Origin of the sequence: Escherichia sp. MR (assembly GCF_005280595.1) — a bacterium.
In the GTDB taxonomy this organism is placed as follows: domain Bacteria; phylum Pseudomonadota; class Gammaproteobacteria; order Enterobacterales; family Enterobacteriaceae; genus Escherichia; species Escherichia ruysiae.
In genome coordinates this window covers 1-23,783 of sequence record NZ_SZVK01000061.1, presented here as the reverse complement: position 1 = coordinate 23,783, position 23,783 = coordinate 1, and the positions used below count along the sequence as shown (strand labels likewise).

The following is a 23,783-nucleotide window of genomic DNA, read 5'->3' as shown; positions in this document are numbered from 1 at the left end:
TCATCGGGTTATCTCCGGTTTAACCAGGGCGGGTATCGCTCGGTTTCGGGTATAACCTTAGGAAATTTTTTCCCACCTGTAAAGCACTTTTTATATAAATATATAATTATATAATTCTATACCACTTGCCAGAGAGCATCATGCAACTGGATACCTCCGTTGCACTGGTTGCCCCAGCCATGCCAGCCATCAGGTAAATCACCGCGAGCAAACAGCTCAATACGAGGAACATCGCCTAACAGCTTTACCAGCTTGTCACGAACCACATCAGGCTTCCGAGAATGCTCCAGACGAGGCGATGTAAACGACTGAATGATCCCCGCATCAAGACGGGTTGGCAGTTTGCCTTTTACCGCAAACAAGCAATCTTCACTGTTTGCACGAGTCATATGCCCCATTCCCATCACCAGCTTATCTGGTTGTCGGCTACCACATTTGTTCCATGTGAAGCCCTTCATGGTCATAAGCCTGAATCCCCATGCTTTCACCACCAGCAACGCTTCTTCTGGCTGAGTCGGAACCCACCACATGGCCAACAAACATGATTCAGGATTAGCAAGCTGCCAGACAGGAATACGAGCAATCTCCTCAGCTTTCATCGTTGGATACTTAAAACCAGCGCCACGATTCCCATCCTTACACTTGTCTTTGTATTCCCAGGGGGGATCTGCATAAATCAGATTAAACAATGCAATTGCCTCCATGTTAGTTATGTCTCCGGCGCTCAGGTAGTCATAACGCTGGCCAGCTCTACAGCAGACACAACGAAAAGGGCACTAACCAGACTGATTAATACCCTTGCCTGTTGTGTGCCGGATATCGCCCGACAACGCTGTTTTGGTAACACGGCTACAGTTCCGTGCCGCTCCAGCTTTTACCCCTTTGCGGATAACAGGCCCTGCCTGTACTCACTAACCAACGGCTTCCCGAAATGTGCACCAGGCACGCATAAAGATGAGCACGAAGAAGTAACTCCACCGCGCTTATCTTTATGTGTGAGGGTGAATTGGTGGCCCCAACCGGATTTGAACCGATGACCGTGCGATTATGAGTCGCCTGCTCTAACCACTGAGCTAAGGGGCCATATTTGATTTGTTTGTCTGGTGTGGCGCCGCGCACGAAAATCCCAGCCAATAAATTCAGGATTTTTGGGCGCGGCGGCATATCAGACAAACATGGTTGATGCGTGCGCCCATGAGAAAAGCGCATAGAATGTTGTAACTATATATTTATATAATTATAGAAATATATATTACTTTGGACAGTTGATTTCCCATGCCCTGTTATGAGCCAGAATATCTTTCTTTGTCTGGCGGTCCATAACATCGATGTCGTGATCAGTCAGGTAGATGGGCTTTACCCAATCACAGGCGGTATCAACCACCACCGGGACGCTTCCACGACTCCCGCAGCTCGCGATCAACATCGTCATCAGCCATATGGTTAACACTCTGCTGTACATTCCCCACCTCTTTTGTCACTTCTATACGCCGCTCCGCAGTGGCTTTTACGGCGGCTGCATTCTCATTAATGCGCTGCTTTTCAGCTTCATCTTCGGCCTTTTCTCGCCCCTTCATACGACCAAAACCAAACGCGCCGAATGCAACCAATATAATTGTGCCAATAAATGACAAAACGGCCTTCAAACCAGTCATACCACCACTCGCTCTTTCATCCAGCCGTAGACAAACGACTCATTCGCCTCGCGCTTCTCCGCCAACTCCAGATAGCGTTCGCCCTGCGTACAGTTCAGCGACGTCAGCATCACCCGTTCGCCGTCTTTTCCCCGATTCCCAAGATAAGCACGCAGCGCATTAATGGTACGTGGACCGATTCGTCCATCTGCATCCAAATCGGGATACAGCTTCCCACGCAGATTGAACACATTCAGCCAGCGTTGAAGCATTTTGGACGCCACTGTTGGCCCCATATTCACACCGGTATCACACAGCTCTGCGGCAATATCAGAGGATAATGCGGCCACCTGATCAAAGCGTGGTCCGTACCAGTAATCAGCCTCAAGGATTTCTAGTGCCTGTTCGCGGGTTAAATCGCGCATATCGCCACGGTATCCATGAGCACGGGCAGTGTTCTGAGTAATGCCCCACTTTGTTGGGCCTCCCTTGTCGTCAGGGTGATCCACATAGCCGCCCTCTTTTCCAAGAATGCTGTTAAAAATCTCATCTTTGGTCATGATTAAATCCTAATGCGTCAACTATCCGCGCCAGATTGCCCCTGAAATACAGAACAACGATGCAGATAATCAGATTTCCAATAACCACCAGCCAGTGGGATTCTTGATAAAGACCGAACACATAACGGAAGGGAACATTGGCGTATACAATGACGTAGATATAAGCCAGAAAGGAAACAAATGGACGATGCCTGGAGTCTTTCCGTCGATAAAGCATCAGCGCCATTACTATTACTGTGCAAAGCACCGCATTAATCAGTGCTGACGGGTCACTGCTTACCATTTGAACCCCCTCCACGTAAGCGGGAAAGCATTCCAAAGATGCTACCGAGATCCTGGCTGTTTACGAACGTGAGGATTTTAATTGTCAATGCAGCCACAATAACCGCACCAAGCGCATCAAGAGGACGATCGTTGTAGCTGGTCCATTTGGCAAGAAATGAGCCAACTAACGGCGCTCCAATCACCCCAACAATGAACGATGTAAAGAAATAGCCAATCAGCTTGAGACGGCTAATATTCACCGCTGTAGCAACATAGAAAACAGCGCCAGCAAATGCCCCGAATACAACGCCGTAATCAATACCAGTTGCAATACCAAAAACGCTGGCACCCATCAGGCCACCAGCAGCAACGGCCGTACCGGAAATTGGTTCTGCTGACATTGAAATCCTCGTTAAAAAAAAAGCCCCGCCGAAAAAGGCAGGGCTTCATAAAGCAACAAATTACGCGGTAATCGCTTAACGCAGTTTTACTACGTTAAATGAAACACTACACCCAGTTACCACCTAAAACAAGGTTTTCCCATAAAAAACCTTCAAAATGTGGTTAATCGATCAATAAAAAAACAATACTCACAGTAGTGCAGAAAAGAATAGCGGCTTAACTGCTTTCCTCACCTCACTAGCGTACATCCCCGCAGCTATCTCAGTTGTGAACAAACGCCCTCCAACTAGCCATGCAACAGGTGCAGATGCCAAGGATGCCAGTGCAATTTCATCTGTAGCAAGCTCTCTTTCAAGATATTCACGAAATCCGGGGTTAATAGTTACCGTATCCAACATTCTCTGGCGCGCTTCCTTACGTTCACGAATATGGGCAATCAATTGCTCTTTGGTAAAAGTAGCCATATCACTTCCCTTTCCCCTGAAGCATGGCTGCGCGGCAAGCGTTCCAGCCTGTAGCGTATGCAGCCGCTTTGCTGCTGCCTTCAACTGGCGCATCCTGCCAATACATTTCATCCGGCACTACCGGTGCTGGCAGCTCGCGATACAGCGGGATTACACGACGCGAGTCTGCGTATTTATCTGGCGGACACTGAAATATCTCACCAAAACCATACTCCCTGACATCTTGCAGTTCCTCGTCATCAGTCCATGCCACCGGTTCTGCTTCCAGCGAGGCTAACGCTATTTCATAAGCCCGGCGCTCAATATCGTCTCGTACGTCCAGGCTGCTGATACGTTCTTTGATTTCTTTAATCATTTCTTTGTCGGTAAAAGTGGTCACATCACTCTCCTTTAGTGCGCAAGTGGTTTTTCCAGCGGTTTTGCGCCGCGCTGGGCTTGTTAAGTGAACACATCACAATATCAGCCGTATTTGTGAACAGCCCCATTCTGCGGTTACTGAGTTTTAACCATTGCTGGACGCCGTGAGCATTTCTACAGGTCAAAAGAATTTTTGCTTTACGATTTTTCATCGTTTGCCCCCTGCTTTTCTGCCCTTAACACCATGCGAGAACCATCATCCAGCTCCCAATTGATTTCACCGCCTTCTGCCATGACAAGATGCCAAACGAGTTGTGCGGCCTCGTTGGTTACATCACGACCGCGATCATTGCCTACACGGCGTTTTATTCCGTCACCTAAATCGCGCATTTTGGCCAGCACGATGGTTTTTGATAGCGGTGAAAAACCAAGCTGTAGCCGTGCGGAATTACTCACTGGTTGCCTCCTTTGCGAATCTGTTCCGCCCATTCTTCAAGGGATTTCTCCGCATATTCACCAGACAGGCCATCAATCGGATGCGGTTCATTAGCCAACTCTTCTTTCGCTGACAGAATCATGCGTGTAACGTCGAAAACTTCACGTAAAGACTTATTGATAAATCCGTGATTGAACGCAGCAGCAAGGCGGCTTGCGGTATAGTTAATCCCCTCGTTGCGTGCTTCCGCACGAATTTCAGCCAGGAAAGCATCGGTGGCTGGAATGGGCTTTTGTGGTGATATAGCAATGCGAATTGTCTCAAGGTCTGGATCTGTTTCCGCTGTTGGCACCTTGATATAACCCATCTGCACCCCATTCATGATGAACCTGCGACGGTCATCACATATCGCCTTTAGCCCTGCATTCTCCGCCGCCAGCGCCGCACGACAGGCCTCCAGCTCTGCAATCCGGCACATAGCATCAATATTTGCGTCCTCCAGACGCTTAATTTCATCCAGTAGTGCTAGTGCCACCGATGGCGTGAAATCCATACGAAACGCCACAAAATTTTGATGCGTAGGTTCTGTTTCTATTGCTACTGCCGCATCACGCAGTGCCTGATAGTTAATTGCTGTGCTGTTAGTCATTCCAGGCCTCCAGCTCGTTCTGAATCTCCTCGTCAACCTCGTCATTGGTGGCGTCTTCGTTCAGATGGTCGCGCGCCTCTTTGAGATACTGTTCACGGCGTTCGTGGTACCAGGCTGAGAACTCCGGCGACCATCCTCGATTAGCCCCCTGAAAATCTACCATCGCATTATCCTCGGCCATACGCTCGACCATGCAATCCGCGGTGTTCAGTGCAACCTCACGGATGTACCCCCGCAGGTCGCGCTTACGCCAATACGGGCTATATTTTGAGTCGCAGCGGCCTTTAAATTCGACGGTCCAGCGACGGATGCAGCGTGCGTTAAGTGATTTGCTCATAGTTATGCTTCCTGAATACGCTTAAACTCAATTACCCATACCCACGGGTTAGATAGCCAGTTCTCTTGCCCGTAAATACCGCGCCAGATATCACCAAAGCCAACGCGATAAACAGCTTCCGGCGGTGTAATCTTGTACGTCGCCGGAGATGCGCCTTCTGCTTTAGCATCTGCCTCGCTCATGTCATGCAGCCGCTCCACACGCACGTCGGTAATTTCCAGCAAAATACGCGAAGCCCAGCGCGGCATGTGAATTGATGGACGCCACCCACCATCAAACTTTTCATTCACAGTGTGAGGCTTCCAGTCGGCATCATCGGGTATCGACCATAAGCCATAATCCCCCGGTTTTTGCTCACAACTGGCCCGATAAATCCTTGCTGCGTTCTTCTCATCGCCACGACAAAGGTTGTCGTTCCAGTCCACACTGCAACCATCCTCATTGCCTAATATCGCCCACGCTTCACGGACCCATATGCGATCACCAACGTTACCGAACGGGCATAAACCATGTTCAGGTGCATCCATAACGTGGGTATAGACACCATTGCGTTTCTTTGTCGGTTTACGGATAACCAGGCAGTTATCGGCCCTGACATTTTTTACAGGTCGGCGAGTCTGCGTCTTCCTTCCTTCGAGGATGGCCCTAACCATATCGTCATTAAAAACAACACCACGTTCTTTCATTTAGAAGCCACCTTGTTCAATTTCCGGCGACAAGACACGCAATCATCAGGACTCTCAAAAGTGTCTGGCTCACGGTAATCACCAAAATACATCCAACGGCCGCAAATGCTGGTTACTTCACCTTCATTAAAATAATGATGTTTATTCGCCTTCATTGGCCTGACCCATCCGGCATTTTTCTTGCTCACTTCAACTCCTCCCGACGACGTTCCTGAAGCTCTAGCATTGCGGCTCGGAAATCCTGCCACCATTCCTCATCTGCAACGGGGGTGTTCCGCTCCAGCACCTTGTCCGCATCGGCGATCAGGTTTGCCAGACTCTTGTCTGAAATCTTCGTTACCGGAGTCGTTGGTTGCTCAACCTGCCCGATAGGTTTTATCGTGCTCAAAAGGAGGCGACGGCTGGAAAGTGGCGACCCACAACGGCGCCCATCTTCCTTGCGATATGTTTCTTTCGGACCAACACACCAAGTTGTCGGCGTTTCGCGTAACTTCACTTTTTTCTCACCATCAATGGTGATGATTATTCCGGTATGGGTTTTGATGCTCATGCCACAGCCCCTCTCAACGGCTTAACTTTGGCTAATAAGGCGTTAAACAACATGGAGTTAGGATTCATGCCAAATGGCAATTCCGGTTTAGCGGAGTAGTACAGGCAACCATTTATTTTCCTGGTTGTTATCTGTCCTTCGGCAACCATGCTTCTCAGTCTGCAACGCATAGAGTTCTGCGACACACCAATGTGCTCCGCGATTACGTCCACTTTTGAACATGGGTGATCGGTCAGGAAATTAATCACATCTTGGGGGTTAATAATTTTGCGTTTCATTGTCGAGGCGTCCTTATACATTTATATAAATATATAATTCTATATACGGCGGGAGACATCCCGCCGTAGGCTTACTGTCAGGCTTTCAATAGCGATTCTTTCAGATATCGGGCATCAGCCAGGGCGTTTGGAGTAATCTTGCGAACCCATGCATTACGGGTTGGACTCCACTTAAAGGCGCGTGATTTAAGCAGCGAACGAATGTTTGCCTCTGGTTTGCCAGGGAAATAAAACAGGATGCGGTTATCCTCTGGATCTATCTCCATAGAAAAGCCGTCGTATTCTTCGCGCTGTGCTCCTGTTACAGACTTGACCGATTCAAGCTCCTTAATACGGCTCTGTAGTCGTTTGATTTCGGCGTTATTGTTGCTCAGTACGTATGAAGGGAATCCGATGCGCCCACAGAAATCTCCGGCCAGTAACTCTTTGGCTTCGCTTTCTGTAAACCTGAGATCGATTAATGCAGAAAGCTGCTGTAATTGGTCTTTTTTGTATTTGCGAATGGCCTTATTTGCGGCCTTCATTTTGACGTGTGACTTCATGCAGCCTTGCAGTTTACGAAGCAACTTAAATAGCGCATCAGGATCATCAGACGAAATTCCATTACGACCAACACCTGCGGCTTTGCTCTCGTAGTGTGATGCTTTACTTTCGCATTCAACAAACGCTTTTCTTAATAACGCATCAGCTTTAGACAAACGGCGGCGATGGCCTTTCGCGCTATAATGGTCAACTAAAATCGGCTGGCCTAACGGGATCACATCCAACAGGTCATGCGCTCGCTTATGCGCTACCGCACCTTCTTTTCTGGCTTTTTCTGCACGAGCAATATATCGGGCAAGACGCGCGTTCTGGCGTTCCTGATAGGTGTTTACGTAATCATCTCCGCGCTGCTGCTGTTCAAGCCATGCTTTGCGCAGATCTTCTGTTACGTCCACCAGCTCCGCAGGGATACAACCAGTTTGGGCTTCATAAGAGTAACCATCCTCATAGATACGCCCATCATCTTCAACAAAGAAAAAGGTTTCGTGCTCATCGCTTTTGACCATACGACCATTAACATGGCGTAATAAGTAGCCAGTATCAGTGCTTAACAGGCTGTTAGGGTTGTTGATCCAGTCAGAAATAATTACTTGTTTATTCATCAGATTTCTCCGGTTTAACCAGGGCGGGTATCGCTCGGTTTCGGGTATAACCTTAGGAAATTTTTTCCCACCTGTAAAGCACTTTTTATATAAATCTATAATTATATATTTATAGATTTTCGATGTTCCCGATATCTACACACCATCAAAACAGCTCAAAATGACACTTTTACTCTCTTCGCTTTTTCAAATAGTCGACAACATACGCCCTGGCTTTTGCCAGCTTCCGGCGATACTGTCTGAGACTAAGAGAAAGGGCGTGGGCTTTATCAATATGCGGTGCATTTATGTCGAGGCCCCGAATCTCCCACGCCCCGTATTCAATTCGGACAACCAGCGCCGCAGTCTCATCAACTACCGTGAGGGCCGTCACCGCTCCCTCGATACTGGTTTCCAGTGAGTCATTTGGTGCGCCGCCCCCTCCGGTAAACTGGCAACGCGTAACCATCATCATTTCTAACATCGACGCGAAACCGCTACGGGCGTTGCAGCCATTGCGCACCCACAGCGCCCATAGCTCAAACAAGCTATCCAGATCGCGTCTCACTGTTCAGATCTCCCGTATCGTGACGGGATAAAGCGCCTCTACCTGCTTTTTCTTCATGATGTAGACGTCTGTTCGCACACCTTTAGTGTCGACACAATCAATCGTCCCATCGTCATAAAACACCATGAAATCAAGTTTATAAACGACACCACCAGGCAGATGAAAAGGCACCTGCATAAGAAACGTCACAACGCGGCCAGCTTTTCTCAGTAGCTTCAGTTCGCAGTAGTAATCAGCCTCTTTTTTGCTATCAAAAGCGATATCATCGACAACCGTTTTTTTATTGCCGTATTTGCTTTTCCTTGTCGCTGGTTTGCGAAAGCCGGTATATCTCATTTGGTATCCCCTGGTACTTCACCAAGACTAAGATCAAACCCAATTTCGTCTTTAACTGACTGCGGCAACAGCTCCCACGTCTGCGCACACAAAAATTCATCGGTGCCATAACGCTCAACAAAGCGAGCACAATTACTCAGGGGAGGGTGACGAACGGCAATATGCGGAGGCACGCGCCCACCACCAGGCACAACACCGCGATGATGTGGTGCGCACAACCCAAAGCTATGGAAGTGGCAATTCTCATCAACGCTGCCGTAATCAGGATCGTGATGTAGCTCCGTCCACAGCTCTGGATTCTCAATTTCACGGCCATCAATAATGCAAGCTATGCAACCCACGTGAGTGAGCACCGCTTGTATATAAAGTTTCTCTTTCTTCGTTGGTGTACGTCCGTTCATCAGCGCCCCTTACCATTGATAAAGAGGTTGAACTCGTTGATTAACTGGACATACATGCTTCTGGCCGCGTAGTTCTTTGCCAGCTCTTTACGGGATGAGATCCCGCAAAACTCACGCAGAATCACAGAGGCCTCAGAACTGTTTGAAACGTTCTTCCCTGTTTTACTGGTCAGAAAGCGCCAGAATTGGGGATTCTGGCAATGCATCGCAGCACCGCGAACATAACTACTCATTGATGGCCCCCGTCATTTCTGGTGCTTTTCACCGTGCGGCTTCTTAAAAACCTGCCATCACGAACAACAGACACTTCTCGTTTACCCAACCTCATTTCACGGCGGTAACATTCAGAAAATGCCTCGTCCGGCATCATATAAATGCGACGCTTCGCCTCCGTATCCAGAAGGGAACGGCTTGGGGTTACATATAAAAACGACTCATCAATAGGGACAAAACCACGAGCAAGAATTGCTGGCAGAATGCCAGGAAGAACGCAGAAAACAGCTCCACGATGCAGCAACATCTGGTACTCCATGACCTCCGTTATCCCCGTGACGACTGTTACGGTGTCACGTCTGTTACGGCTGGCAACCAGTCGCTGCACACGTCCAATTTTCTGATCTACAGATAGATGTTTGCTATCGTTATCAATATGATCGATAACAAATCCTTTAATCGTTTGATCAAGGTAGTGCATCACCTGCGATTGAATCTGGTGATTATCACCAAAGAAGGCCAGAATCATCATTCCTCAAGCCTCCCAAGTGCTGAACGCCGGGCGTTGCTAATCTCCTTATGAATCAGCTCGATATCGCTGGAATCTTTATTCTTAAGCTCCAGCACGGCAATCGCATCACGAACCTCTGAAACGGTTACGTGTGAGTGTTTCCAGCGAGCAATGAATCGCGGACCGCGTAGATTGCAACGCTCCGCAGGCATCCCCAGCTCAGAGAAAACCGCTTTCAGCCTTGATAAGCAGTTAACAGGGAGATTCCCTTTGATCTTGTTCTGCCGAACCGATGTGCCATCGCTACGCTGGCGCTGACGTTCGGCAAAATCTGCCGCCCATTGCTGGACGTTAATCCGGCCTTCCGAATACGCCACCAGCAGCGTCAGGTTATCCGCACGAGGGAATCTCTCGAAGCGATACCAGGCACCAATCAGTGATGACGTAAAGCCAAACTTTCTGGCAACACCAATTTGGCCTCCATTTTCGTCAACCCACTCCTGAAAGGTCATTTAACGAACTCCAGTTAAAACCACGATATGTGGTATTAAAACCACATATCGTGAGTTTTTCAATGGGCGAAACAAAAAATAACCTTCTATTTGTGGTCCACCTCTCGTCTTACCATGTGAAAACCACTAAATGTGGTAATGTATAAATAACCCACCATTCACGATTGATGAGACATGAAAAGCAACGACGAGAACATCAAGAAAGAAATAGGTCTGCGCATTCAGACTCTACGGAAACAATCCGGCATGACTGCCGGAGATCTCCAGCAAGTCACTGGAATAGGCTTAAGCACCTTGCAGAACTATGAGGCCGGATTAAGACAACCATCTATACCTGCCATCAAGAAAATCGCGCACGCCCTGAAAGCATCAGCGCCTTACATCGCGTGCTTAACAGATAACCCGTTCCCACCCCAGAATACTAACGCTCCTGTTATTCCTGGGCTTGTAGCTATAAAAAATGACATAGCATCGCACGCCGGAGAAAAGCCAGTGCTGGCGATAGAACAGGAGATTTTACGAAGCAAGAACATCAACCCATCGTCTCTGTCAGTTCTCCAGAGCAACGATGAGTTAATGTCACCAACAATATCCCCTGGCTCCCAAGTCCTGATTAATACAGACGATACAGAGATTCATGAGGGGATCTATGCCCTTGAAGACAGAAATGGCCTGGTTGTTTTGAGGCACTGTAGAGTCATACCGGGTGACAATGCTGTTATGCTGTCAACCGAAAGGGATGCTGAAATGAACACTAAGCATCTGAATAACGAGGAATTTAAGCGTTATAAAGTTCTTGGCCGCGTAGTTAGTGTTGTCAACTGGTTATGATACACAGCACGGCGAAAGCCGTGCATTTCTACGCTCAAAAAAACCACGCTTTGTGGTTTTGACAACATGTGAAAGTATAAAAGAGGCTACGCATGGAATTACATACAGCCAATAAAAACGAAACTCTGATCACTGCTGGAATCGAAATCCAAGCGTTGAACATAGCGATTGAGTGTATGTTATGCCAAATCATTGATAATGAGAAAGATATCGACTGGATAGAATCTATCCTTCATCTGGCATCAGAACAAAAAGTCTGCCTCAAAACGGCCTTACAATACGATGTGCCAGCGGTATCGAAGCTGTGCCAGCCATTGATGGCATATAACAGGGCTATTATTTCTGTATGCCTCATGATTCTTGATGAAAACCCCCCTCTTAGCGACCGCTCAGAAGCTGCTCTAACCCTCTCACGTAAACAGCGACAGCTAGCAAATCAACTGATATCAACGATAGCTGACCTCTGACTGCAAGCGGGCTAACGCCCGCTTATATGATTATAGATTTATATAATTATATAAAATGCTTTTCATCCGCCAAAAAGTTGGTTATGCTTACCTCGTTCTATAAATATAGATTTATAGAATTATATAACCAAACACATGGAGTCTCGACAAATGACTATCTCTGTAGGTATTTTCAACGGAAAAGGCGGCGTAACCAAATCAACAATTGCCCGTGCTTTAGCAGTTGCTTATGCAAAGGCTGGCTGGAATGTATGCCTGATCGATATGGATGTGCTTAACGGAACGGTAACGCGTTGGGTACAACGCAGAATGGCCAACAATATCGAACCAGCAATCGCGGCGCAGCCGTGCGGCACACCATCACAAGTCCAGAAAATCATCGAATCAGAAGTATACGACCTGGTTATCGTCGATGGCGGTGCCTACGCATCTGAATCAGTACCGAAGCTCTCTGAATTTCTGGATATGGTTATTTTGCCAACCAGATTCTCTACCGATGACCTGGAAACCACCGTTAACACTGCTCACGGCATCGTTAAAAAGGGTGTACCAATCAAGAAAATTTGCATGGTGTTTTCCGGCGCGGCTGAAAACGAAGCTGACTATATTGAAGCCCAAGAGTACCTGGCTAATACGCCATACTTTGTTGTTGATAAGTACATTCCCCACAAGCCAGCTCTGAGCAAAGCTCAGGATAAGGGCTTAAGCCTCATTGAGTGCTCATACGTTGCGCCACGCAAAAAGGCAGACGACGTTATTCAGGGGATTATCAACCAGCTTGAGGCTCTGACTACTGCCGCGTAATATATAATTATAGTTTTATAGATTTATATAAGAGGGGATACACATGGCCGCACCATCAAAACCACCAAAGAAGAACAGCAAAGGCGTACCGCCATCGATCGAACAACCGCAGGTTTTCGACCCGACTGAAACGCCAACCAGAACCAAATCAGGTGGGGCACAAATGGCGTTTAACGTCGACCCTGAATTTAAACGCGAGTACAAAACGTTCGCCAGCTCAATGGATATGTCATTGAAAGAAGTGCTGACAAAATCTTTTGAGTTACTCAAGGCTCAATACAACCAGAAGTAAGAGAAGGTGACGGCCTCCAGCGCCAACTGTTGGCCGTCGCGACACAACAAGGGGAATTTGTTATGTCCGAACAACAATATACACGGTTACTGAAAACTCGTCTAACCGACCTCAAACGGCTGCAAGCTGGTTGCTTATTTGCCCTGCTATCTACCAGACCAGAATGGGTACGTGAAGCAGTTCTGAAAGGCTTAATGCGCTCCAGCGTTTAAATTCAACCATAAAAAAGGCCCCCGAAGGGGCCTAATCGCTACTTGCTGCTAATGTTTATCGTCACATTCAGAGCGTTATCAGTAATCTTCCAACCCTCCCCATGTGGCGTAAACAAAGCTCCAGTAACAACGATAAAAATACACATGTAGTATTTTTTCATTGTGTGGCCCTTACAGGCCGTTTCACGGCATCCCCACCGACGAAAATGACGCGAGAGCAAGCACGCTGTTTGTGCCTGCGTGGTACGGCAAGTGGATAATCCTTTCCTGAAAGTCAGTGCCCGGGTGCGAATCGGCGGAAAGGCCCCAAGCCATATTACACGTCATACCCTTCATAATGAAGGAATAAAAAACGCTTTTATTACATAAGATTACACGTAAATAAGTTAAAAACCTTCATTTTGCATGAGCTAATGAGCTAAATTTTTTTATATGAATAGTGGACTATTCACCTCAGTTGGGTAAGAATGTAGTTGCTGTTTGTGCTTGCGTGGTTGTATTAGTACAACGACGTTATGCTGAAAGGACCGCGAATCCGATCAGCACGAAAGAACCGTCCTCAAAAGGACGGTTTTTTTGTTTCTCCCCCTTCCTTCCCAAATGATTCAAATGTTAATGAGAGTGAATCATTTGATATGTTCGATTTAGCGCCGTTATCGACCCAATTTCTGTATGCTTCATCACAACAGTACCTTACAGCAGTTGGAGTAACAGGGATACCGCCCCCAAATGAGAATCCCATTGAGCTAATGCTAACTCTTTCGAATGGCCTATTTCTCAATGCTTCAAACCCCTTGCTATTAAAGTAACGCAGCATCAGAGGTAAAAGGTTATCCTCGTCCTGACTGATTGTTCCAGGGAAAAAGTAGTAACCATAACGGTTAAATTCGGGAATAAGATTTTCTACCAATGACATGAAATTCACTGGAGTAATATTAAGGGCTGTGAAAGCACCAAAAAGGGCGTCAACTGTTAATACAGACTGCCCGTTCTCTATCTTTGTCCATGCGTTTGGTGTTTTTCCAGCAGCTTGAGCCAGCACTCCTTGATGCACACCTCTTTCTAGCCTAAGTTCTTTTATGATCATTAGGTGAATTGTTGAAAAACATGAGTTTTTTGACTGTTCAATCATTTTTTATCCCCATACTGAATTTTTTCTTGTTCCCGACTTTAACAAAATTCCACAACTCAGGACTTATTGATTCCTTACAGGAACTATACATTCCCATTTTTAGCATATCAAGAAAATTAAAAGCCCCGCATTCAAACCCACACTATGTGGTTGTCTCTGTTAAAATCCCGCCGTATTGACATAAATGCGCCATTGGTGGACACTTTCCGAGCCGTAGCAAAATCTACGGCCGGGATTAGCCTCCTGAATAACACGATGGCGCATACCGCGTTAGCGGTTTTTTTATGCGTAGAGCACTGTTACGCCCAAATTATGGTGGGTCGTACAGGGGCGGAGAAATCCGCGCCGGTTCGTCATTGTGTCCGGTAAGGCTAACCCTGTACGGCTCACCACCATTTGATTAGCCTCGAATGGCGGTGATAGTTCCATATACTGGAGATATCACAATGACAAACCTACCCCATGACTATTACGTCAACCTCGTAAAGATCCTTCTCAAGAAAGCCTCATACGCCGATAAATTCCGCCTGGCTGAAATCATCGAGCGCGAAGCTATGCGCATCGCCAGCAACGATAACGCTGTTTCTGACGCAAAAATCTCCCTCGTAACCAAAGTAGTTATGGGAGGTGCAAAATGAAAACGCTTCCGACCGTTAACACCCTACAGCCTATCCTGCATAACCAGATCCCCGTTATCACTACTGAACTACTGGCAAAGCTATACGGCACAGACGTTGATAACATCAAAAAAAATTACTCACGTAACGCAAACCGCTTTATTGAAGGAAAGCATTTTTTCAAAGTGGCTGGCGATGAGTTAAAAACTTTGCGAGTGACTTTAAGTCACTCACAAAATTTGCGGGTTACTTTAAGTAACTCACAAAATGTGCAACCATCTTTAAGAGGGTTACAAATTTCCCCGAAAGCCCGCTCCCTCATTCTCTGGACAGAACGCGGGGCTGCACGTCACGCCAAAATGCTTGAAACTAACCAAGCGTGGGATGTGTTCGAACGGCTGGAAGACTGCTATTTCAGCCGGAACGCGCAAACGGCCGCGACCGTAACCGTCTCGCCAAGCAATGCTCGTGAGGTTGTCGATACGCTCAACGCCAAACCGATGTTTTACATTAAAGTGTGCAACAACGAGCCACTCACAACCTCAGCCGATGTTGCCCAGGCATTCAGCACCACAAACAATTCCATCGTTATGGCCATCGATGCGCTACGCATTCCTCGCACGGCTGCGGCGCGTCACTTCTTTAAAGAGCAACGACCGCTGGAAGGAAGCGACCGCGAAATAACAATCTATCGCATGACAAAAGACGGATTTACCTTGCTCATGGAGAGCATCGACGGTCCAGGCGTGAAAGATATCAAGCTGGCCTACATTGAAGCCTTTAACGCTATCAGCAGCGTGTTAAAAACACAGTACGAGCGTGATCTGGCTAAACGACTATACCAGGAAAAAACGATTATCCGCGCGGCAACAGAGCATAATCGGCTATTAACGGAACCGAACTACAGGAAGGAACTAATCAAGGAGTTTGACAAGGCAACAGGGAAAACCAAAGCGGCGCTAAGTCTGCCAGCAATGACTCAGGAAAATGTGATATCAGCCTTACTTCTTGATCTGCTCAGAAACGCCAGAGCACTTATCAGCTTTGACGAAAACCTGAATCCTCAGCTCAAGCTACTACCACCGACAGGCAAAGTAGTCGACCAAGCAGATCACAACAGCATACTCAGGGTACTGGATGCAAACCTGCCAGCCAGGACACTACAGGATCTGATAAAAACATGTGCTGATAAGCTGGCACAGAAAAGCAGACCATAACTACAAGGGGCTACGGCCCCTTACTCTTTTCTCTCTTATCAACACCAGAGACTTTCTGAAAATCCTTTCGAATAGCGTCAGCGTCACGCGCCAAGCCCATACTCGAACGTGTCGCCATATGACGAAAATGATCAACTGCCGGAAACAAAGAAATAATGGACCCAATAGCTTGCAGCAAACTCGCTTTTCTACGCATCATAATTCCACCATAACCGATAGCCACCCTTCAGACACACCCCCCCCTCCCCCCATACAGGGTGCCCTTTACCGGAGTTCCGGCCCCTTCTCAAAAGCATCAAAAAAAGCTCGAGATCGAGTACCGGAACTCATGCCACCAGATAGCTCCACATCGTTTCCAATGCTTCGCCGCCGTGTGCGCCCTGTGGCCCACAATCATGCCATTGGTCGTCTGATATACCTTCTTCTGCTCATTGAGCACAGGCGAGTTGTCGCACTCCTGCCTTTCTCAGACTCGACTTAGTTTAGATCGCTGTTCCTGGCTTGCGTCAGCACACTTTCCCCTTGTACGCATACCCGCGCGCCACTCCGCCCAAAAACACCGAACCCAACGAAGTGGCAAAGACAACGACGCGAGCGTGAGTCTGAAACAGGCACCAGTAAAAAAGGGGTTGCAGGCGCAAAAAGATTTGATTATCTTTAGACGCAAGAAAGCCGCCCCAATCAAGAGGTGTCTTTTTAAATCCAGCCTACCAAGCAAGATTTAAATTTCAGACTGAAAACCGCCCGGCAAGGCGGTTTTTGTCTTTCTGGCGCTTACATTACACCACCAGAAAACGATCCGTAAAGGATCATTTGATCCCTTGTTCCAATTCTGACGACACTTTAACCTTTTCCCATACAAGGGTTTGCAGCCTTAACAGAATCGCATCTTTATCAAGGCGTGAAAGATCCTTAACCATATCGTCAAATGACAGAACGCGAATGGCCATCTCAATGACCCTCGGCGGCTCCCCCTTCTCATATCGCTTATATGTAGCCAACGATATCCCAAATTCTTCGGCGGCTCGCTCCTGCGTCCAGTTCATTCCACGACGCCATAATTTCAATTCATAACCCGTCATAGCATCCTCCTCGCACAATATTAACACTCGCAAAGTGTCAAAATGACACTTTGCGCATTGTGTTTACTTAACGAGGAATAAAAATGGTTTATTGTTCGGCGGTGTAATCGGGGCTGGCTCGCTTTTGCTCATGCGATCAGTGTACCAGGCCAGCTCCTTGTCAAAGTAAGCCTGATTAAAATAGGCCATGAATGTAGTTTCAAATCCATAACGACCGCTAATACGCAGCATCTGATTGCCGTTCTCTGTTTCCAGATATACCTGGGCACGTTCCTGATTCTCCTTCAGCCAGGTTAAAGCCTCATCGCACGAGGACACACGGTACTCATCATCGTAGCCGTCATCGATGCGGCTTGAAGAAGAACGGCAAATCACGCCAACAGAACCAGCCAGGATAGTTTGAATTTTAAGGAAAGCGTTTTTGCGGATTTTAATCATGCTCATCGGGTTATCTCCGGTTTAACCAGGGCGGGTATCGCTCGGTTTCGGGTATAACCTTAGGAAATTTTTTCCCACCTGTAAAGCACTTTTTATATAAATATATAATTATATAATTCTATGAGCACAAAAAAGCCCCTTTGCAACAGGGGCTTATCATTCGTTCTGATCAGATGTTAAACGCTATTCGTTTTCCTGTGGGAAGCTCAACATCCAGGCTTAATTTGCCTCCCATAGCTTCAACGTAACGCTTTAATGTCGCCAGCTTTAAATCATTTCCGCGCTGCTCCAGCTTTGTTACTGCTGGCTGGCTTATACCCATCGCCTCAGCAACCTGTTTTTGTGATAACTGGAGTTCTTCACGCATCATCTGCAAGCCGACCTCAAGAATCATCTCATCTGCCATTTCTTTAATTCGCGCCTGGCTTTCAGGTGAACGGCTGGCAATCACCTCATCTAATGTTCTCATTACTTGCTCTCCAGTGTGTTCAGATGTGCTGCAAACTCATCCTCAGCTATACGCACCTGTTTTTCATAAAACCGTTTATCGTTACTTTTGTCTCCTGCACAAAGAACGATGGCCCGGCGAATCGGATCGAACGCATAAAAGGCTCTTATCGGACGGCCAGAAAACTGAACGCGAAGCTCTTTCATATTTTTGTACCGAGAACCTTTTACGGTATCGGCATATGGCCTGGGTAACTCAGGTCCGTAAACCTGTAGCTTTTTCAAATCAGCCAAAACCTTTTCCTGAAGAGCGTCTTCTTGCTCATTTAGCCAGTCGTCAAATCGCTGGCTAAAAAGTACCGTCCACATGCTCAATCCTATAACCTGTAGTTTATATCACTAACTATATAACCTGTGGGTTATAATTTCAAGAAAAACGGGGCTATTTAACATAATGGACGTTATCGGCACCACCGGATCACCGTTCATTGTCGGATCTAAAAAATCCGCTCAAAAGATCATGTTTTCCTGGGCGTTTTCCACCGTTTTTTATGTTGCTTATTTGTTAATGAAATCTCGTTTTCAGTTTCGCCTCATTTTCGACGCGAAAGCCCTATTTTTGTGACTTTACTCCTGGCATATGGACTTCCCAGCGCCGAATCCCCATAGCTGCGCAAAAATCAGCCACATAATTCAATCCCGCCCATTCGCGGATACCACCACGGGCTTTTTCAATGAAAACGGCAATCCCTTTTTTATTGAGAGCAAAAAGCCGCCAGCTTTTTGTCACTTCGTCCTGGGTAGCCACAACACAAGTGAAAGCTCCCATGCGATACAGGTCCAAGAACTCTTTGCGTGTTTTGCGTACAAGTTCCATAACAAACCTCATATTTGCATGTTTCAAACATCTGTTTTGTTATCAATGAAGATTAACCCTAACCCAGCGAAGTAACACAGCAGCGCCCAGGCTGCATACGGAATGCTGGATCTGGATGTGGACTCCTTTAACATCTGCCAGTTGCGAACATTGCGACTATCTTTTAAGCCAAGTTTTTTGGCCAACTGCGAGCCACTCATTCCGGTCAGGCCAATGACTGCCCGAACTTCTCCACATGTAGGAGATTCCCATTCATCCGCTTTTTTTAAACAAGCCGGATTCAACATTTTTAAAACAGTATCTTTATCCATAACCATCTCCATTTATTATATCTACGATGGTAGGAAATCTTTTCCTATGTGGCAATAGAAATTTACTACATTGCGTATAAGACAAGTTTTCTATGTCTAATAGGAAATGATGTTTCTTACGTTTTATCGCGTTCTGATGGCTACTGTGTGCGTATTTATCGACGTTTATTGATAATGCTCGCCCCTTCCTCCTGCAAAGCCCGGCCGTAGGCCTTATTTCGGCCTTATATAAATTGATTTTGTATAGTTCGAAACGTGCCGTTTCGAAAAGGATGATCAGGCTACTCCATGCCTCCGGCAGGTGCCGGAGGAGGTATATTTGAGCGTAGCGACTCGAACCGGCGCGAGCTTTAGCTCGCTGCAAGGGCGAACATATTCACAGGCAAAGCCTGCGTAAGTTAAATAAAGAAAGTTTTAATAAAAGAAAGTGATTTTGCATTTATTTGTTTAGTGCATCTATTATAAAAAACCATTTGCATATACATATCAAAACTGTGGATAACTTGATTAGCTGATGCCTGTAAAGACGATATTTTCGCTGTGTTCAGGTTTAGAGAAAATTAATTTAGTTTGTTTTTTGAACAGCTATTTTATTGCGACGTGGATAATCCTCCGGTAAAACCGGATTCATCATTCAGGTGGGTTAATGTTGGAGTGATGTCCAGGTCTTTCTTAGCCTGTTATAACGCTGATCAACGAGGGAGCGTAAATATGCAAGGTCAGCACCTGGATACATGCCATCAGCAAATTCCTGGCTAACCTCTCTAGTGATTTGATGACGAAGTTCGGCCTCTCCCTTTTCCCGAACAAGACGCGCAGCTCTCTCCGCTGCTTTCTGTTTTGCCTTTATCTCTCTGGCCGTCTTCCTCTGACGCCATACATTCTCCATCTGCTCCTGAATAACAATACGCTTATAATCAGCCTCCGTTATCGCTTTTTTAAGCCGTTCGCTATTCTTCGCATTGAAGTAATTAAGTTTCTGGCTAACCGCACGTCTCCATGCTTGTTCAGTAATACCAACGGTTTCCAGCAGTTGATCACGAATCTCTATTTTCGCTGGCCAATACTGTTTATTCACCCGATCCCAGCGACGTTCATAATCAATAAAACCTAACGCTTTCAGTTGCGACAACGCCCTTGTACAGCGCGTTATAGATTTGTTCCCAGCTTCGGATACGGTAGACAGGCCGCAAAAATCAGCCAACGCCTCAGCACTGGCCAGAACCCGCTTAGAAATGATGTTTACATGGTGCAAAATCGCAGCAATCACAGCATTAATCGCCCGACGACGATGCTCGTTTATCCGGCGCTTCCGCTCTGACGGTTGATTAACGTAGAACGCAACCTCACACGTAAGATCACGCCCATAAATGCGCTGTAAAGCATCAGATAACACCAGCGGCAGCTTGTGCGTATGGTGCTTTGGAGGCTGGAACTCCGGCGACAAATTACAAACGTAAGCTGAACGTAGAGACGGCATTGGTCTATCCATATGTTCGCTCTTGCGTCCACGGAAAACCAACGTATAATGGGAGTTGTCGAGGCGCCCATGGATTGTTTTGTTGGTTTTCCGTGGATGTCGCAAGAAGCCCGCAGATTTATCTGCGGGCTTTTTGTTTCCATATCTGGTCAGTTTCCAACCAGACACCCACAATCGTAACCACGTTACGTGGTTTTAAGAGAACTCTACCACAACACTTTCGGTCATGCACGAAGTCTCTCGCTAATCGAACGATAATCCACCAGTAAAAGGATCTAAATCGGATCTCGTGTTGCGAGCATCATACTACTGGCCTAACTCCAGTCAATGATTCCCAGCCGGAAACCTGCGGTAAAGCGTAGATAGGGCATCATCGCAGGAAAAACTATCTTCCTGTTTAAGCTGAATCACTTCCTACAGGGTGATAGCGATAAATCGTTGATATACCAATGTCGTAAATGATCGCCAGTTGTTTCCTCTCGTGACCGTTTTTAATCAGCCTTGCTATTTGCTCATGCTGTTCTTTTGTCAGCTTCGGGCGGCGCCCACCAATGCGGCCCTGTGCGCGAGCTGCTGCCAGTCCAGCCAATGTTCTCTCAACAATTAATTCACGCTCCATTTCTGCTAAAGCCCCCATGACGTGAAAAAAGAAACGCCCCATAGGGGTTGATGTATCAATGCTGTCCGTCAGACTACGGAAATTAACACCTTTTTCCCGTAGTTCCTCAATAAGAGTGATCAGGTGTTTCATGCTTCTACCCAACCGGTCCAGCTTCCAGACAACCAGCGTGTCTCCTTCTGATAACGTTCTGAGCAGTTTTTTCAATCCCGGTCTGGCTGACTTCGTTCCACTGATTTTATCCTCAAAAATCAGCTCACATCCTGCACAGTTCAGAGCATTACGTTGTAAATCTGTATTCTGGTCATTTGTTGATACGCGAATATAGCCAATTTGCATAAAAAGCATCCCGTTTATGTTAGTGAAAATGCTATTAGATAGCTCAGTTCACGAAGTTAAAAACGTTGGTTTGGGGGAAGGTTCGGCGCTGCCTGTTGGTGTACCTGTTCCGTGGCCCTCCGCAACCCCTCCAACGGGCTGGCTGAAATGCAACGGTGCTGCCTTTGATAAGGTGAAATATCCAACTCTTGCCAAAGCATACCCGTCAGGAAAACTTCCTGATTTACGCGGTGAGTTTATTCGTGGCTGGGATGACGGGCGTGGTATTGATGCAGGACGTGCTTTATTGAGCCTTCAGGCTGGGATGCTGGAAAAGCACCGTCATATTGTTGTTGCCAATGATGGTTACGACACAAAAGATGAATGGGAACTGGCTACGATTTTCAAAAAGACATACACACAAGGACGGGGACTTGATGCCACAAATACAGGAGGGAGTCTGATCCCATCACCGACACTTCATTCACGAGGGAGTATCGGTAATACTGGCGGGAGTGAAACCCGTCCACGAAATATTGCATTTAACTTTATCGTGAGGGCTGCATAAAAACGTTGGTTTACGAGAAGCGGCAAAACGGGATGTAGGGACAGGGGCAAATCAGATACCTGATATGGAGAGTTTTCAGTCTGAACGCTACTGGCAAAAACTACCAAGTAAAATTATTCAATGGGTTTATATACCTCCTCATGATGGTGACCAAGTTATCAACTTACCTATTCCTTTTCCCGGGGGAATTTTAGGCTTTGCAGTTGGTGCCGGATATGAACCAACCAGCGGTAGAATTACCACGTTTGCAATACATGTTGGGACAGGACCAACATCAACAATTATTTCTCGCGCCAGTGACTCTATTTCTGGTGGTTCATGTATTTTGATAGGTTTCTGAAAGATGAATAAATATCTTTACGACAGTAAAACAAATGCCTTTTATCCATTTATTTTGAGGGCAGACTATGAGCGTTCAAACACCTGGCCAGAAAGTGGCGTGGAAGTTGGGGACGATGTTTTTTTGGAATTTATTAGAGTGAATCCTGGAAAAGTCCGGGTTGCCGGAGATAATGGGATGCCTGCATGGGCAGATGCACCTGAACCGACGCCAGAACAAATTATTAGCTCGGCAACCCGCGAAAAACAACGACGTATAGATGATGTCAATGATTACATGAACAGCAGGCAATGGCCTGGTAAAGCGGCTATTGGTCGTCTGAAAGATGACGAACTGGAGCAATATAATTTGTGGCTGGATTATCTGGACGCACTGGAACTGGTCGATATTTCCTGTGCTCCAGATATTGAATGGCCTACGCCTCCGGCAGTTCAGGCCAGATGACATCCGGCGCTGTGCTGGTATCTGTTGCCGTCACCGCGTCAATGTAATCCAGCACAGCGTTAAGGCGGGTTGTTTCTGCCTGCGTCAGCTTCCGCCCAGCCTGTAATTTCAGTTGAATCAGACTAATGGAAGCCATTGCAGCATCAATCAGTGACTGGCGCTGTGCTTCTGCCGCTTCTACTGCGGCACCGTGTTGTGCCTCAACATCCGTCACCCATTTCTCACCATCCCATTTATCGTATGGCGTTAACGGGGCGATAGTGGTTGTATTTTCAGGATAATCACCCGGAGCTGTGATTTCTTTCGATTCTCCTGTTTCGGTGCTATAGATGATTTCACCGCGATGGTCTGGCACATATTCCCATGAGTTTAAATCCACAGAACGGCAGATTGCATAACCAGCCTTATGTATACCGGGGGCATCTAAACAAGAATATGCTGGAATACCAACACCTACCGCAAGATATTCAGTTGATGCGGAAATATATTCCTTTGTCTCACTGTCATAGTTGTAAACGATGATGTTTCCTGCCTGTACGGCAATAAGTTCATTATTCAATATCGCGTTATCCATTATACAGCTCTCACAATATAGTTAAATGCAATATTTCTCGGACGGGTTTCACGCCCACCAGGAATTTGAAAAGCATTAGCGGTTGTAGATCCGCCTTCCTGATTAATTCCTGTTGTATAAATACCACTCACACCATTTTGCAATGCAAATACTGTTGCGGTTCCAGGCCCACCACCTGGCCCAAAATACTTAAGTTCGAACTTTTTAATATCATCACTCTGAATATTCAATAAAGCACGTCCTGTATCAATGCCGCGTCCATCATCCCAGCCACGAATAAACTCACCGCGTAAATCCGGCAATCTATTTGTCGGATAAGCCTTCGCCAGTTTAGGATATTCAATGGCAGAAAACGCAGCACCGTTGCATTTCAGCCAGCCCGTTGGAGGGGTTGCGGAGGGCCACGGAACAGGTACACCAACAGGCAGCGC

Annotated in this window: 44 protein-coding genes, 1 tRNA gene and 1 pseudogene; 11 read left to right on the top strand and 35 right to left on the bottom strand. The window is 46.8% G+C overall.

Annotation, left to right across the window (positions count from 1 at the left end):
- Nucleotides 1–116: 116 nt before the first annotated feature.
- The 23 genes from FC814_RS19750 to FC814_RS19640 form a co-directional block, all read right to left on the bottom strand.
- Nucleotides 117–704, bottom strand: coding sequence for an MT-A70 family methyltransferase (locus tag FC814_RS19750; protein WP_096849643.1), 588 nt, complete (start codon nucleotides 702–704; stop codon nucleotides 117–119).
- Between the two features lie 303 nt (nucleotides 705–1,007).
- Nucleotides 1,008–1,083, bottom strand: a tRNA-Ile gene (locus tag FC814_RS19745).
- Between the two features lie 293 nt (nucleotides 1,084–1,376).
- Complete coding sequence (locus tag FC814_RS19740) at nucleotides 1,377–1,655, bottom strand: hypothetical protein (protein WP_000147212.1); 279 nt, start codon at nucleotides 1,653–1,655, stop codon at nucleotides 1,377–1,379.
- On the bottom strand, nucleotides 1,652–2,197 hold the full coding sequence (locus tag FC814_RS19735; protein ID WP_024179329.1) for a glycoside hydrolase family 108 protein: 546 nt from the start codon (nucleotides 2,195–2,197) through the stop codon (nucleotides 1,652–1,654). Before FC814_RS19735 ends, FC814_RS19740 begins: the two co-directional genes overlap by 4 nt.
- A complete protein-coding gene (locus tag FC814_RS19730) occupies nucleotides 2,181–2,477 on the bottom strand; it encodes a phage holin family protein (protein WP_000254764.1) in 297 nt (98 codons plus the stop codon). Before FC814_RS19730 ends, FC814_RS19735 begins: the two co-directional genes overlap by 17 nt.
- On the bottom strand, nucleotides 2,464–2,859 hold the full coding sequence (locus FC814_RS19725; protein ID WP_001271967.1) for a phage holin family protein: 396 nt from the start codon (nucleotides 2,857–2,859) through the stop codon (nucleotides 2,464–2,466). The genes FC814_RS19730 and FC814_RS19725 overlap by 14 nt, the downstream gene beginning before the upstream one ends.
- A gap of 189 nt (nucleotides 2,860–3,048) precedes the next feature.
- A complete protein-coding gene (locus tag FC814_RS19720) occupies nucleotides 3,049–3,324 on the bottom strand; it encodes a hypothetical protein (RefSeq protein ID WP_001705009.1) in 276 nt (91 codons plus the stop codon).
- 1 nt (nucleotide 3,325) lies between these two features.
- Nucleotides 3,326–3,703, bottom strand: a complete 378-nt coding sequence (locus FC814_RS19715) for a hypothetical protein (protein WP_137326348.1) — start codon at nucleotides 3,701–3,703, stop codon at nucleotides 3,326–3,328.
- A gap of 1 nt (nucleotide 3,704) precedes the next feature.
- Nucleotides 3,705–3,893 (bottom strand): hypothetical protein, encoded by a 189-nt coding sequence (locus FC814_RS19710; protein WP_137326347.1) that lies wholly within the window; start codon nucleotides 3,891–3,893, stop codon nucleotides 3,705–3,707.
- Nucleotides 3,880–4,137 (bottom strand): hypothetical protein, encoded by a 258-nt coding sequence (locus FC814_RS19705; protein WP_137326346.1) that lies wholly within the window; start codon nucleotides 4,135–4,137, stop codon nucleotides 3,880–3,882. The genes FC814_RS19710 and FC814_RS19705 overlap by 14 nt, the downstream gene beginning before the upstream one ends.
- Nucleotides 4,134–4,766: a hypothetical protein gene (locus FC814_RS19700; protein WP_170967956.1), complete on the bottom strand. Its 633-nt coding sequence runs from the start codon at nucleotides 4,764–4,766 to the stop codon at nucleotides 4,134–4,136. Before FC814_RS19700 ends, FC814_RS19705 begins: the two co-directional genes overlap by 4 nt.
- Entirely contained in the window at nucleotides 4,759–5,103 is a 345-nt protein-coding gene (locus FC814_RS19695; protein ID WP_001705006.1) for a hypothetical protein, read from the bottom strand. Before FC814_RS19695 ends, FC814_RS19700 begins: the two co-directional genes overlap by 8 nt.
- Before the next feature lie 2 nt (nucleotides 5,104–5,105).
- Nucleotides 5,106–5,789 (bottom strand): hypothetical protein, encoded by a 684-nt coding sequence (locus FC814_RS19690; RefSeq protein WP_069915527.1) that lies wholly within the window; start codon nucleotides 5,787–5,789, stop codon nucleotides 5,106–5,108.
- Nucleotides 5,786–5,944 carry a hypothetical protein gene (locus FC814_RS19685; RefSeq protein ID WP_001706266.1) on the bottom strand — a complete coding sequence of 53 codons (159 nt, stop codon included), beginning with the start codon at nucleotides 5,942–5,944 and terminating at the stop codon, nucleotides 5,786–5,788. Before FC814_RS19685 ends, FC814_RS19690 begins: the two co-directional genes overlap by 4 nt.
- A gap of 29 nt (nucleotides 5,945–5,973) precedes the next feature.
- Nucleotides 5,974–6,339, bottom strand: coding sequence for a hypothetical protein (locus tag FC814_RS19680; RefSeq protein ID WP_000023819.1), 366 nt, complete (start codon nucleotides 6,337–6,339; stop codon nucleotides 5,974–5,976).
- Nucleotides 6,336–6,617, bottom strand: a complete 282-nt coding sequence (locus FC814_RS19675) for a hypothetical protein (RefSeq protein ID WP_137326345.1) — start codon at nucleotides 6,615–6,617, stop codon at nucleotides 6,336–6,338. The genes FC814_RS19680 and FC814_RS19675 overlap by 4 nt, the downstream gene beginning before the upstream one ends.
- 77 nt (nucleotides 6,618–6,694) lie before the next feature.
- The gene (locus FC814_RS19670) at nucleotides 6,695–7,762 is read right to left on the bottom strand and encodes a DUF3560 domain-containing protein (RefSeq protein ID WP_137326344.1); all 1,068 of its coding nucleotides are present in this window, start codon (nucleotides 7,760–7,762) and stop codon (nucleotides 6,695–6,697) included.
- Between the two features lie 169 nt (nucleotides 7,763–7,931).
- Nucleotides 7,932–8,309: a hypothetical protein gene (locus FC814_RS19665; RefSeq protein WP_001250512.1), complete on the bottom strand. Its 378-nt coding sequence runs from the start codon at nucleotides 8,307–8,309 to the stop codon at nucleotides 7,932–7,934.
- Nucleotides 8,310–8,312: 3 nt separating this feature from the next.
- Nucleotides 8,313–8,645 (bottom strand): DUF1064 domain-containing protein, encoded by a 333-nt coding sequence (locus FC814_RS19660; RefSeq protein WP_001270825.1) that lies wholly within the window; start codon nucleotides 8,643–8,645, stop codon nucleotides 8,313–8,315.
- Nucleotides 8,642–9,046 carry a Ref family recombination enhancement nuclease gene (locus FC814_RS19655; protein WP_001014473.1) on the bottom strand — a complete coding sequence of 135 codons (405 nt, stop codon included), beginning with the start codon at nucleotides 9,044–9,046 and terminating at the stop codon, nucleotides 8,642–8,644. The genes FC814_RS19660 and FC814_RS19655 overlap by 4 nt, the downstream gene beginning before the upstream one ends.
- On the bottom strand, nucleotides 9,046–9,279 hold the full coding sequence (locus FC814_RS19650) for a hypothetical protein (protein WP_000100624.1): 234 nt from the start codon (nucleotides 9,277–9,279) through the stop codon (nucleotides 9,046–9,048). The genes FC814_RS19655 and FC814_RS19650 overlap by 1 nt, the downstream gene beginning before the upstream one ends.
- Complete coding sequence (locus tag FC814_RS19645) at nucleotides 9,276–9,791, bottom strand: hypothetical protein (protein WP_024227065.1); 516 nt, start codon at nucleotides 9,789–9,791, stop codon at nucleotides 9,276–9,278. Before FC814_RS19645 ends, FC814_RS19650 begins: the two co-directional genes overlap by 4 nt.
- The gene (locus FC814_RS19640) at nucleotides 9,788–10,282 is read right to left on the bottom strand and encodes a hypothetical protein (protein ID WP_000143881.1); all 495 of its coding nucleotides are present in this window, start codon (nucleotides 10,280–10,282) and stop codon (nucleotides 9,788–9,790) included. The genes FC814_RS19645 and FC814_RS19640 overlap by 4 nt, the downstream gene beginning before the upstream one ends.
- Nucleotides 10,283–10,456: 174 nt before the next feature.
- Here FC814_RS19640 and FC814_RS19635 point away from each other — a divergent pair, with 174 nt between their 5' ends.
- The 5 genes from FC814_RS19635 (at nucleotide 10,457) to FC814_RS22900 (ending at nucleotide 12,888) form a co-directional block, all read left to right on the top strand.
- Nucleotides 10,457–11,113, top strand: coding sequence for an XRE family transcriptional regulator (locus FC814_RS19635; RefSeq protein WP_000839976.1), 657 nt, complete (start codon nucleotides 10,457–10,459; stop codon nucleotides 11,111–11,113).
- 92 nt (nucleotides 11,114–11,205) lie between these two features.
- Complete coding sequence (locus FC814_RS19630) at nucleotides 11,206–11,580, top strand: hypothetical protein (RefSeq protein WP_001673385.1); 375 nt, start codon at nucleotides 11,206–11,208, stop codon at nucleotides 11,578–11,580.
- Between the two features lie 150 nt (nucleotides 11,581–11,730).
- A complete protein-coding gene (locus FC814_RS19625; RefSeq protein ID WP_000156167.1) occupies nucleotides 11,731–12,384 on the top strand; it encodes a ParA family protein in 654 nt (217 codons plus the stop codon).
- Nucleotides 12,385–12,427: 43 nt separating this feature from the next.
- Nucleotides 12,428–12,676 carry a hypothetical protein gene (locus tag FC814_RS19620; RefSeq protein ID WP_000730008.1) on the top strand — a complete coding sequence of 83 codons (249 nt, stop codon included), beginning with the start codon at nucleotides 12,428–12,430 and terminating at the stop codon, nucleotides 12,674–12,676.
- Nucleotides 12,677–12,738: 62 nt separating this feature from the next.
- On the top strand, nucleotides 12,739–12,888 hold the full coding sequence (locus tag FC814_RS22900; RefSeq protein WP_000003575.1) for a hypothetical protein: 150 nt from the start codon (nucleotides 12,739–12,741) through the stop codon (nucleotides 12,886–12,888).
- A 559-nt stretch (nucleotides 12,889–13,447) separates the two neighbouring features.
- Here the strand turns inward: FC814_RS22900 and FC814_RS19615 are convergent.
- Nucleotides 13,448–14,020, bottom strand: coding sequence for a helix-turn-helix domain-containing protein (locus FC814_RS19615; RefSeq protein ID WP_047661062.1), 573 nt, complete (start codon nucleotides 14,018–14,020; stop codon nucleotides 13,448–13,450).
- A gap of 446 nt (nucleotides 14,021–14,466) precedes the next feature.
- On the opposite strand from FC814_RS19615, the gene FC814_RS19610 reads away from it, so the two are divergent.
- From FC814_RS19610 to FC814_RS23305, 3 genes and pseudogenes are all read left to right on the top strand, one after another.
- Nucleotides 14,467–14,658: a hypothetical protein gene (locus FC814_RS19610; protein WP_000183351.1), complete on the top strand. Its 192-nt coding sequence runs from the start codon at nucleotides 14,467–14,469 to the stop codon at nucleotides 14,656–14,658.
- Nucleotides 14,655–15,059 (top strand): annotated as a pseudogene (locus FC814_RS23310) (ORF6N domain-containing protein); the annotation flags it as partial. The gene FC814_RS19610 and the pseudogene FC814_RS23310, both read left to right, overlap by 4 nt.
- A gap of 78 nt (nucleotides 15,060–15,137) precedes the next feature.
- Nucleotides 15,138–15,854 (top strand): Rha family transcriptional regulator, encoded by a 717-nt coding sequence (locus FC814_RS23305; RefSeq protein WP_301546380.1) that lies wholly within the window; start codon nucleotides 15,138–15,140, stop codon nucleotides 15,852–15,854.
- A 10-nt stretch (nucleotides 15,855–15,864) separates the two neighbouring features.
- Here FC814_RS23305 and FC814_RS19600 read toward each other — a convergent pair whose 3' ends face one another.
- The 9 genes from FC814_RS19600 to FC814_RS19560 all read right to left on the bottom strand — a co-directional run bounded on the left by FC814_RS19600 (nucleotide 15,865) and on the right by FC814_RS19560 (nucleotide 21,447).
- The gene (locus tag FC814_RS19600; RefSeq protein WP_004105254.1) at nucleotides 15,865–16,053 is read right to left on the bottom strand and encodes a hypothetical protein; all 189 of its coding nucleotides are present in this window, start codon (nucleotides 16,051–16,053) and stop codon (nucleotides 15,865–15,867) included.
- A 610-nt stretch (nucleotides 16,054–16,663) separates the two neighbouring features.
- Nucleotides 16,664–16,936 carry a helix-turn-helix domain-containing protein gene (locus FC814_RS19595; RefSeq protein WP_000148349.1) on the bottom strand — a complete coding sequence of 91 codons (273 nt, stop codon included), beginning with the start codon at nucleotides 16,934–16,936 and terminating at the stop codon, nucleotides 16,664–16,666.
- 63 nt (nucleotides 16,937–16,999) lie between these two features.
- Nucleotides 17,000–17,380 carry a hypothetical protein gene (locus FC814_RS19590; RefSeq protein ID WP_000061763.1) on the bottom strand — a complete coding sequence of 127 codons (381 nt, stop codon included), beginning with the start codon at nucleotides 17,378–17,380 and terminating at the stop codon, nucleotides 17,000–17,002.
- A 163-nt stretch (nucleotides 17,381–17,543) separates the two neighbouring features.
- On the bottom strand, nucleotides 17,544–17,843 hold the full coding sequence (locus tag FC814_RS19585) for a helix-turn-helix domain-containing protein (RefSeq protein WP_001259436.1): 300 nt from the start codon (nucleotides 17,841–17,843) through the stop codon (nucleotides 17,544–17,546).
- The gene (locus FC814_RS19580) at nucleotides 17,843–18,190 is read right to left on the bottom strand and encodes a type II toxin-antitoxin system RelE/ParE family toxin (RefSeq protein WP_069915522.1); all 348 of its coding nucleotides are present in this window, start codon (nucleotides 18,188–18,190) and stop codon (nucleotides 17,843–17,845) included. The genes FC814_RS19585 and FC814_RS19580 overlap by 1 nt, the downstream gene beginning before the upstream one ends.
- Before the next feature lie 244 nt (nucleotides 18,191–18,434).
- Nucleotides 18,435–18,698 (bottom strand): hypothetical protein, encoded by a 264-nt coding sequence (locus FC814_RS19575; protein WP_000424604.1) that lies wholly within the window; start codon nucleotides 18,696–18,698, stop codon nucleotides 18,435–18,437.
- 23 nt (nucleotides 18,699–18,721) lie between these two features.
- Nucleotides 18,722–19,009: a hypothetical protein gene (locus FC814_RS19570; protein WP_000356589.1), complete on the bottom strand. Its 288-nt coding sequence runs from the start codon at nucleotides 19,007–19,009 to the stop codon at nucleotides 18,722–18,724.
- Between the two features lie 643 nt (nucleotides 19,010–19,652).
- Nucleotides 19,653–20,489, bottom strand: coding sequence for a plasmid replication initiator RepA (repA, locus tag FC814_RS19565; protein WP_107236358.1), 837 nt, complete (start codon nucleotides 20,487–20,489; stop codon nucleotides 19,653–19,655).
- Between the two features lie 397 nt (nucleotides 20,490–20,886).
- On the bottom strand, nucleotides 20,887–21,447 hold the full coding sequence (locus FC814_RS19560) for a recombinase family protein (RefSeq protein ID WP_107236357.1): 561 nt from the start codon (nucleotides 21,445–21,447) through the stop codon (nucleotides 20,887–20,889).
- Nucleotides 21,448–21,463: 16 nt separating this feature from the next.
- On the opposite strand from FC814_RS19560, the gene FC814_RS19555 reads away from it, so the two are divergent.
- The 3 genes from FC814_RS19555 to FC814_RS19545 all read left to right on the top strand — a co-directional run bounded on the left by FC814_RS19555 (nucleotide 21,464) and on the right by FC814_RS19545 (nucleotide 22,778).
- Nucleotides 21,464–21,994, top strand: coding sequence for a phage tail protein (locus tag FC814_RS19555; protein WP_137326342.1), 531 nt, complete (start codon nucleotides 21,464–21,466; stop codon nucleotides 21,992–21,994).
- Between the two features lie 64 nt (nucleotides 21,995–22,058).
- Entirely contained in the window at nucleotides 22,059–22,334 is a 276-nt protein-coding gene (locus tag FC814_RS23300; protein WP_301546379.1) for a hypothetical protein, read from the top strand.
- Between the two features lie 3 nt (nucleotides 22,335–22,337).
- The gene (locus FC814_RS19545; protein ID WP_137326341.1) at nucleotides 22,338–22,778 is read left to right on the top strand and encodes a tail fiber assembly protein; all 441 of its coding nucleotides are present in this window, start codon (nucleotides 22,338–22,340) and stop codon (nucleotides 22,776–22,778) included.
- Here FC814_RS19545 and FC814_RS19540 read toward each other — a convergent pair.
- Entirely contained in the window at nucleotides 22,750–23,352 is a 603-nt protein-coding gene (locus FC814_RS19540; RefSeq protein ID WP_137326340.1) for a tail fiber assembly protein, read from the bottom strand. The two genes, FC814_RS19545 and FC814_RS19540, sit on opposite strands and share 29 nt — an antisense overlap.
- The coding region (locus FC814_RS19535) for a phage tail protein (protein WP_137326339.1) at nucleotides 23,352–23,783 on the bottom strand (432 nt) is incomplete at its 5' end. The genes FC814_RS19540 and FC814_RS19535, both read right to left, overlap by 1 nt.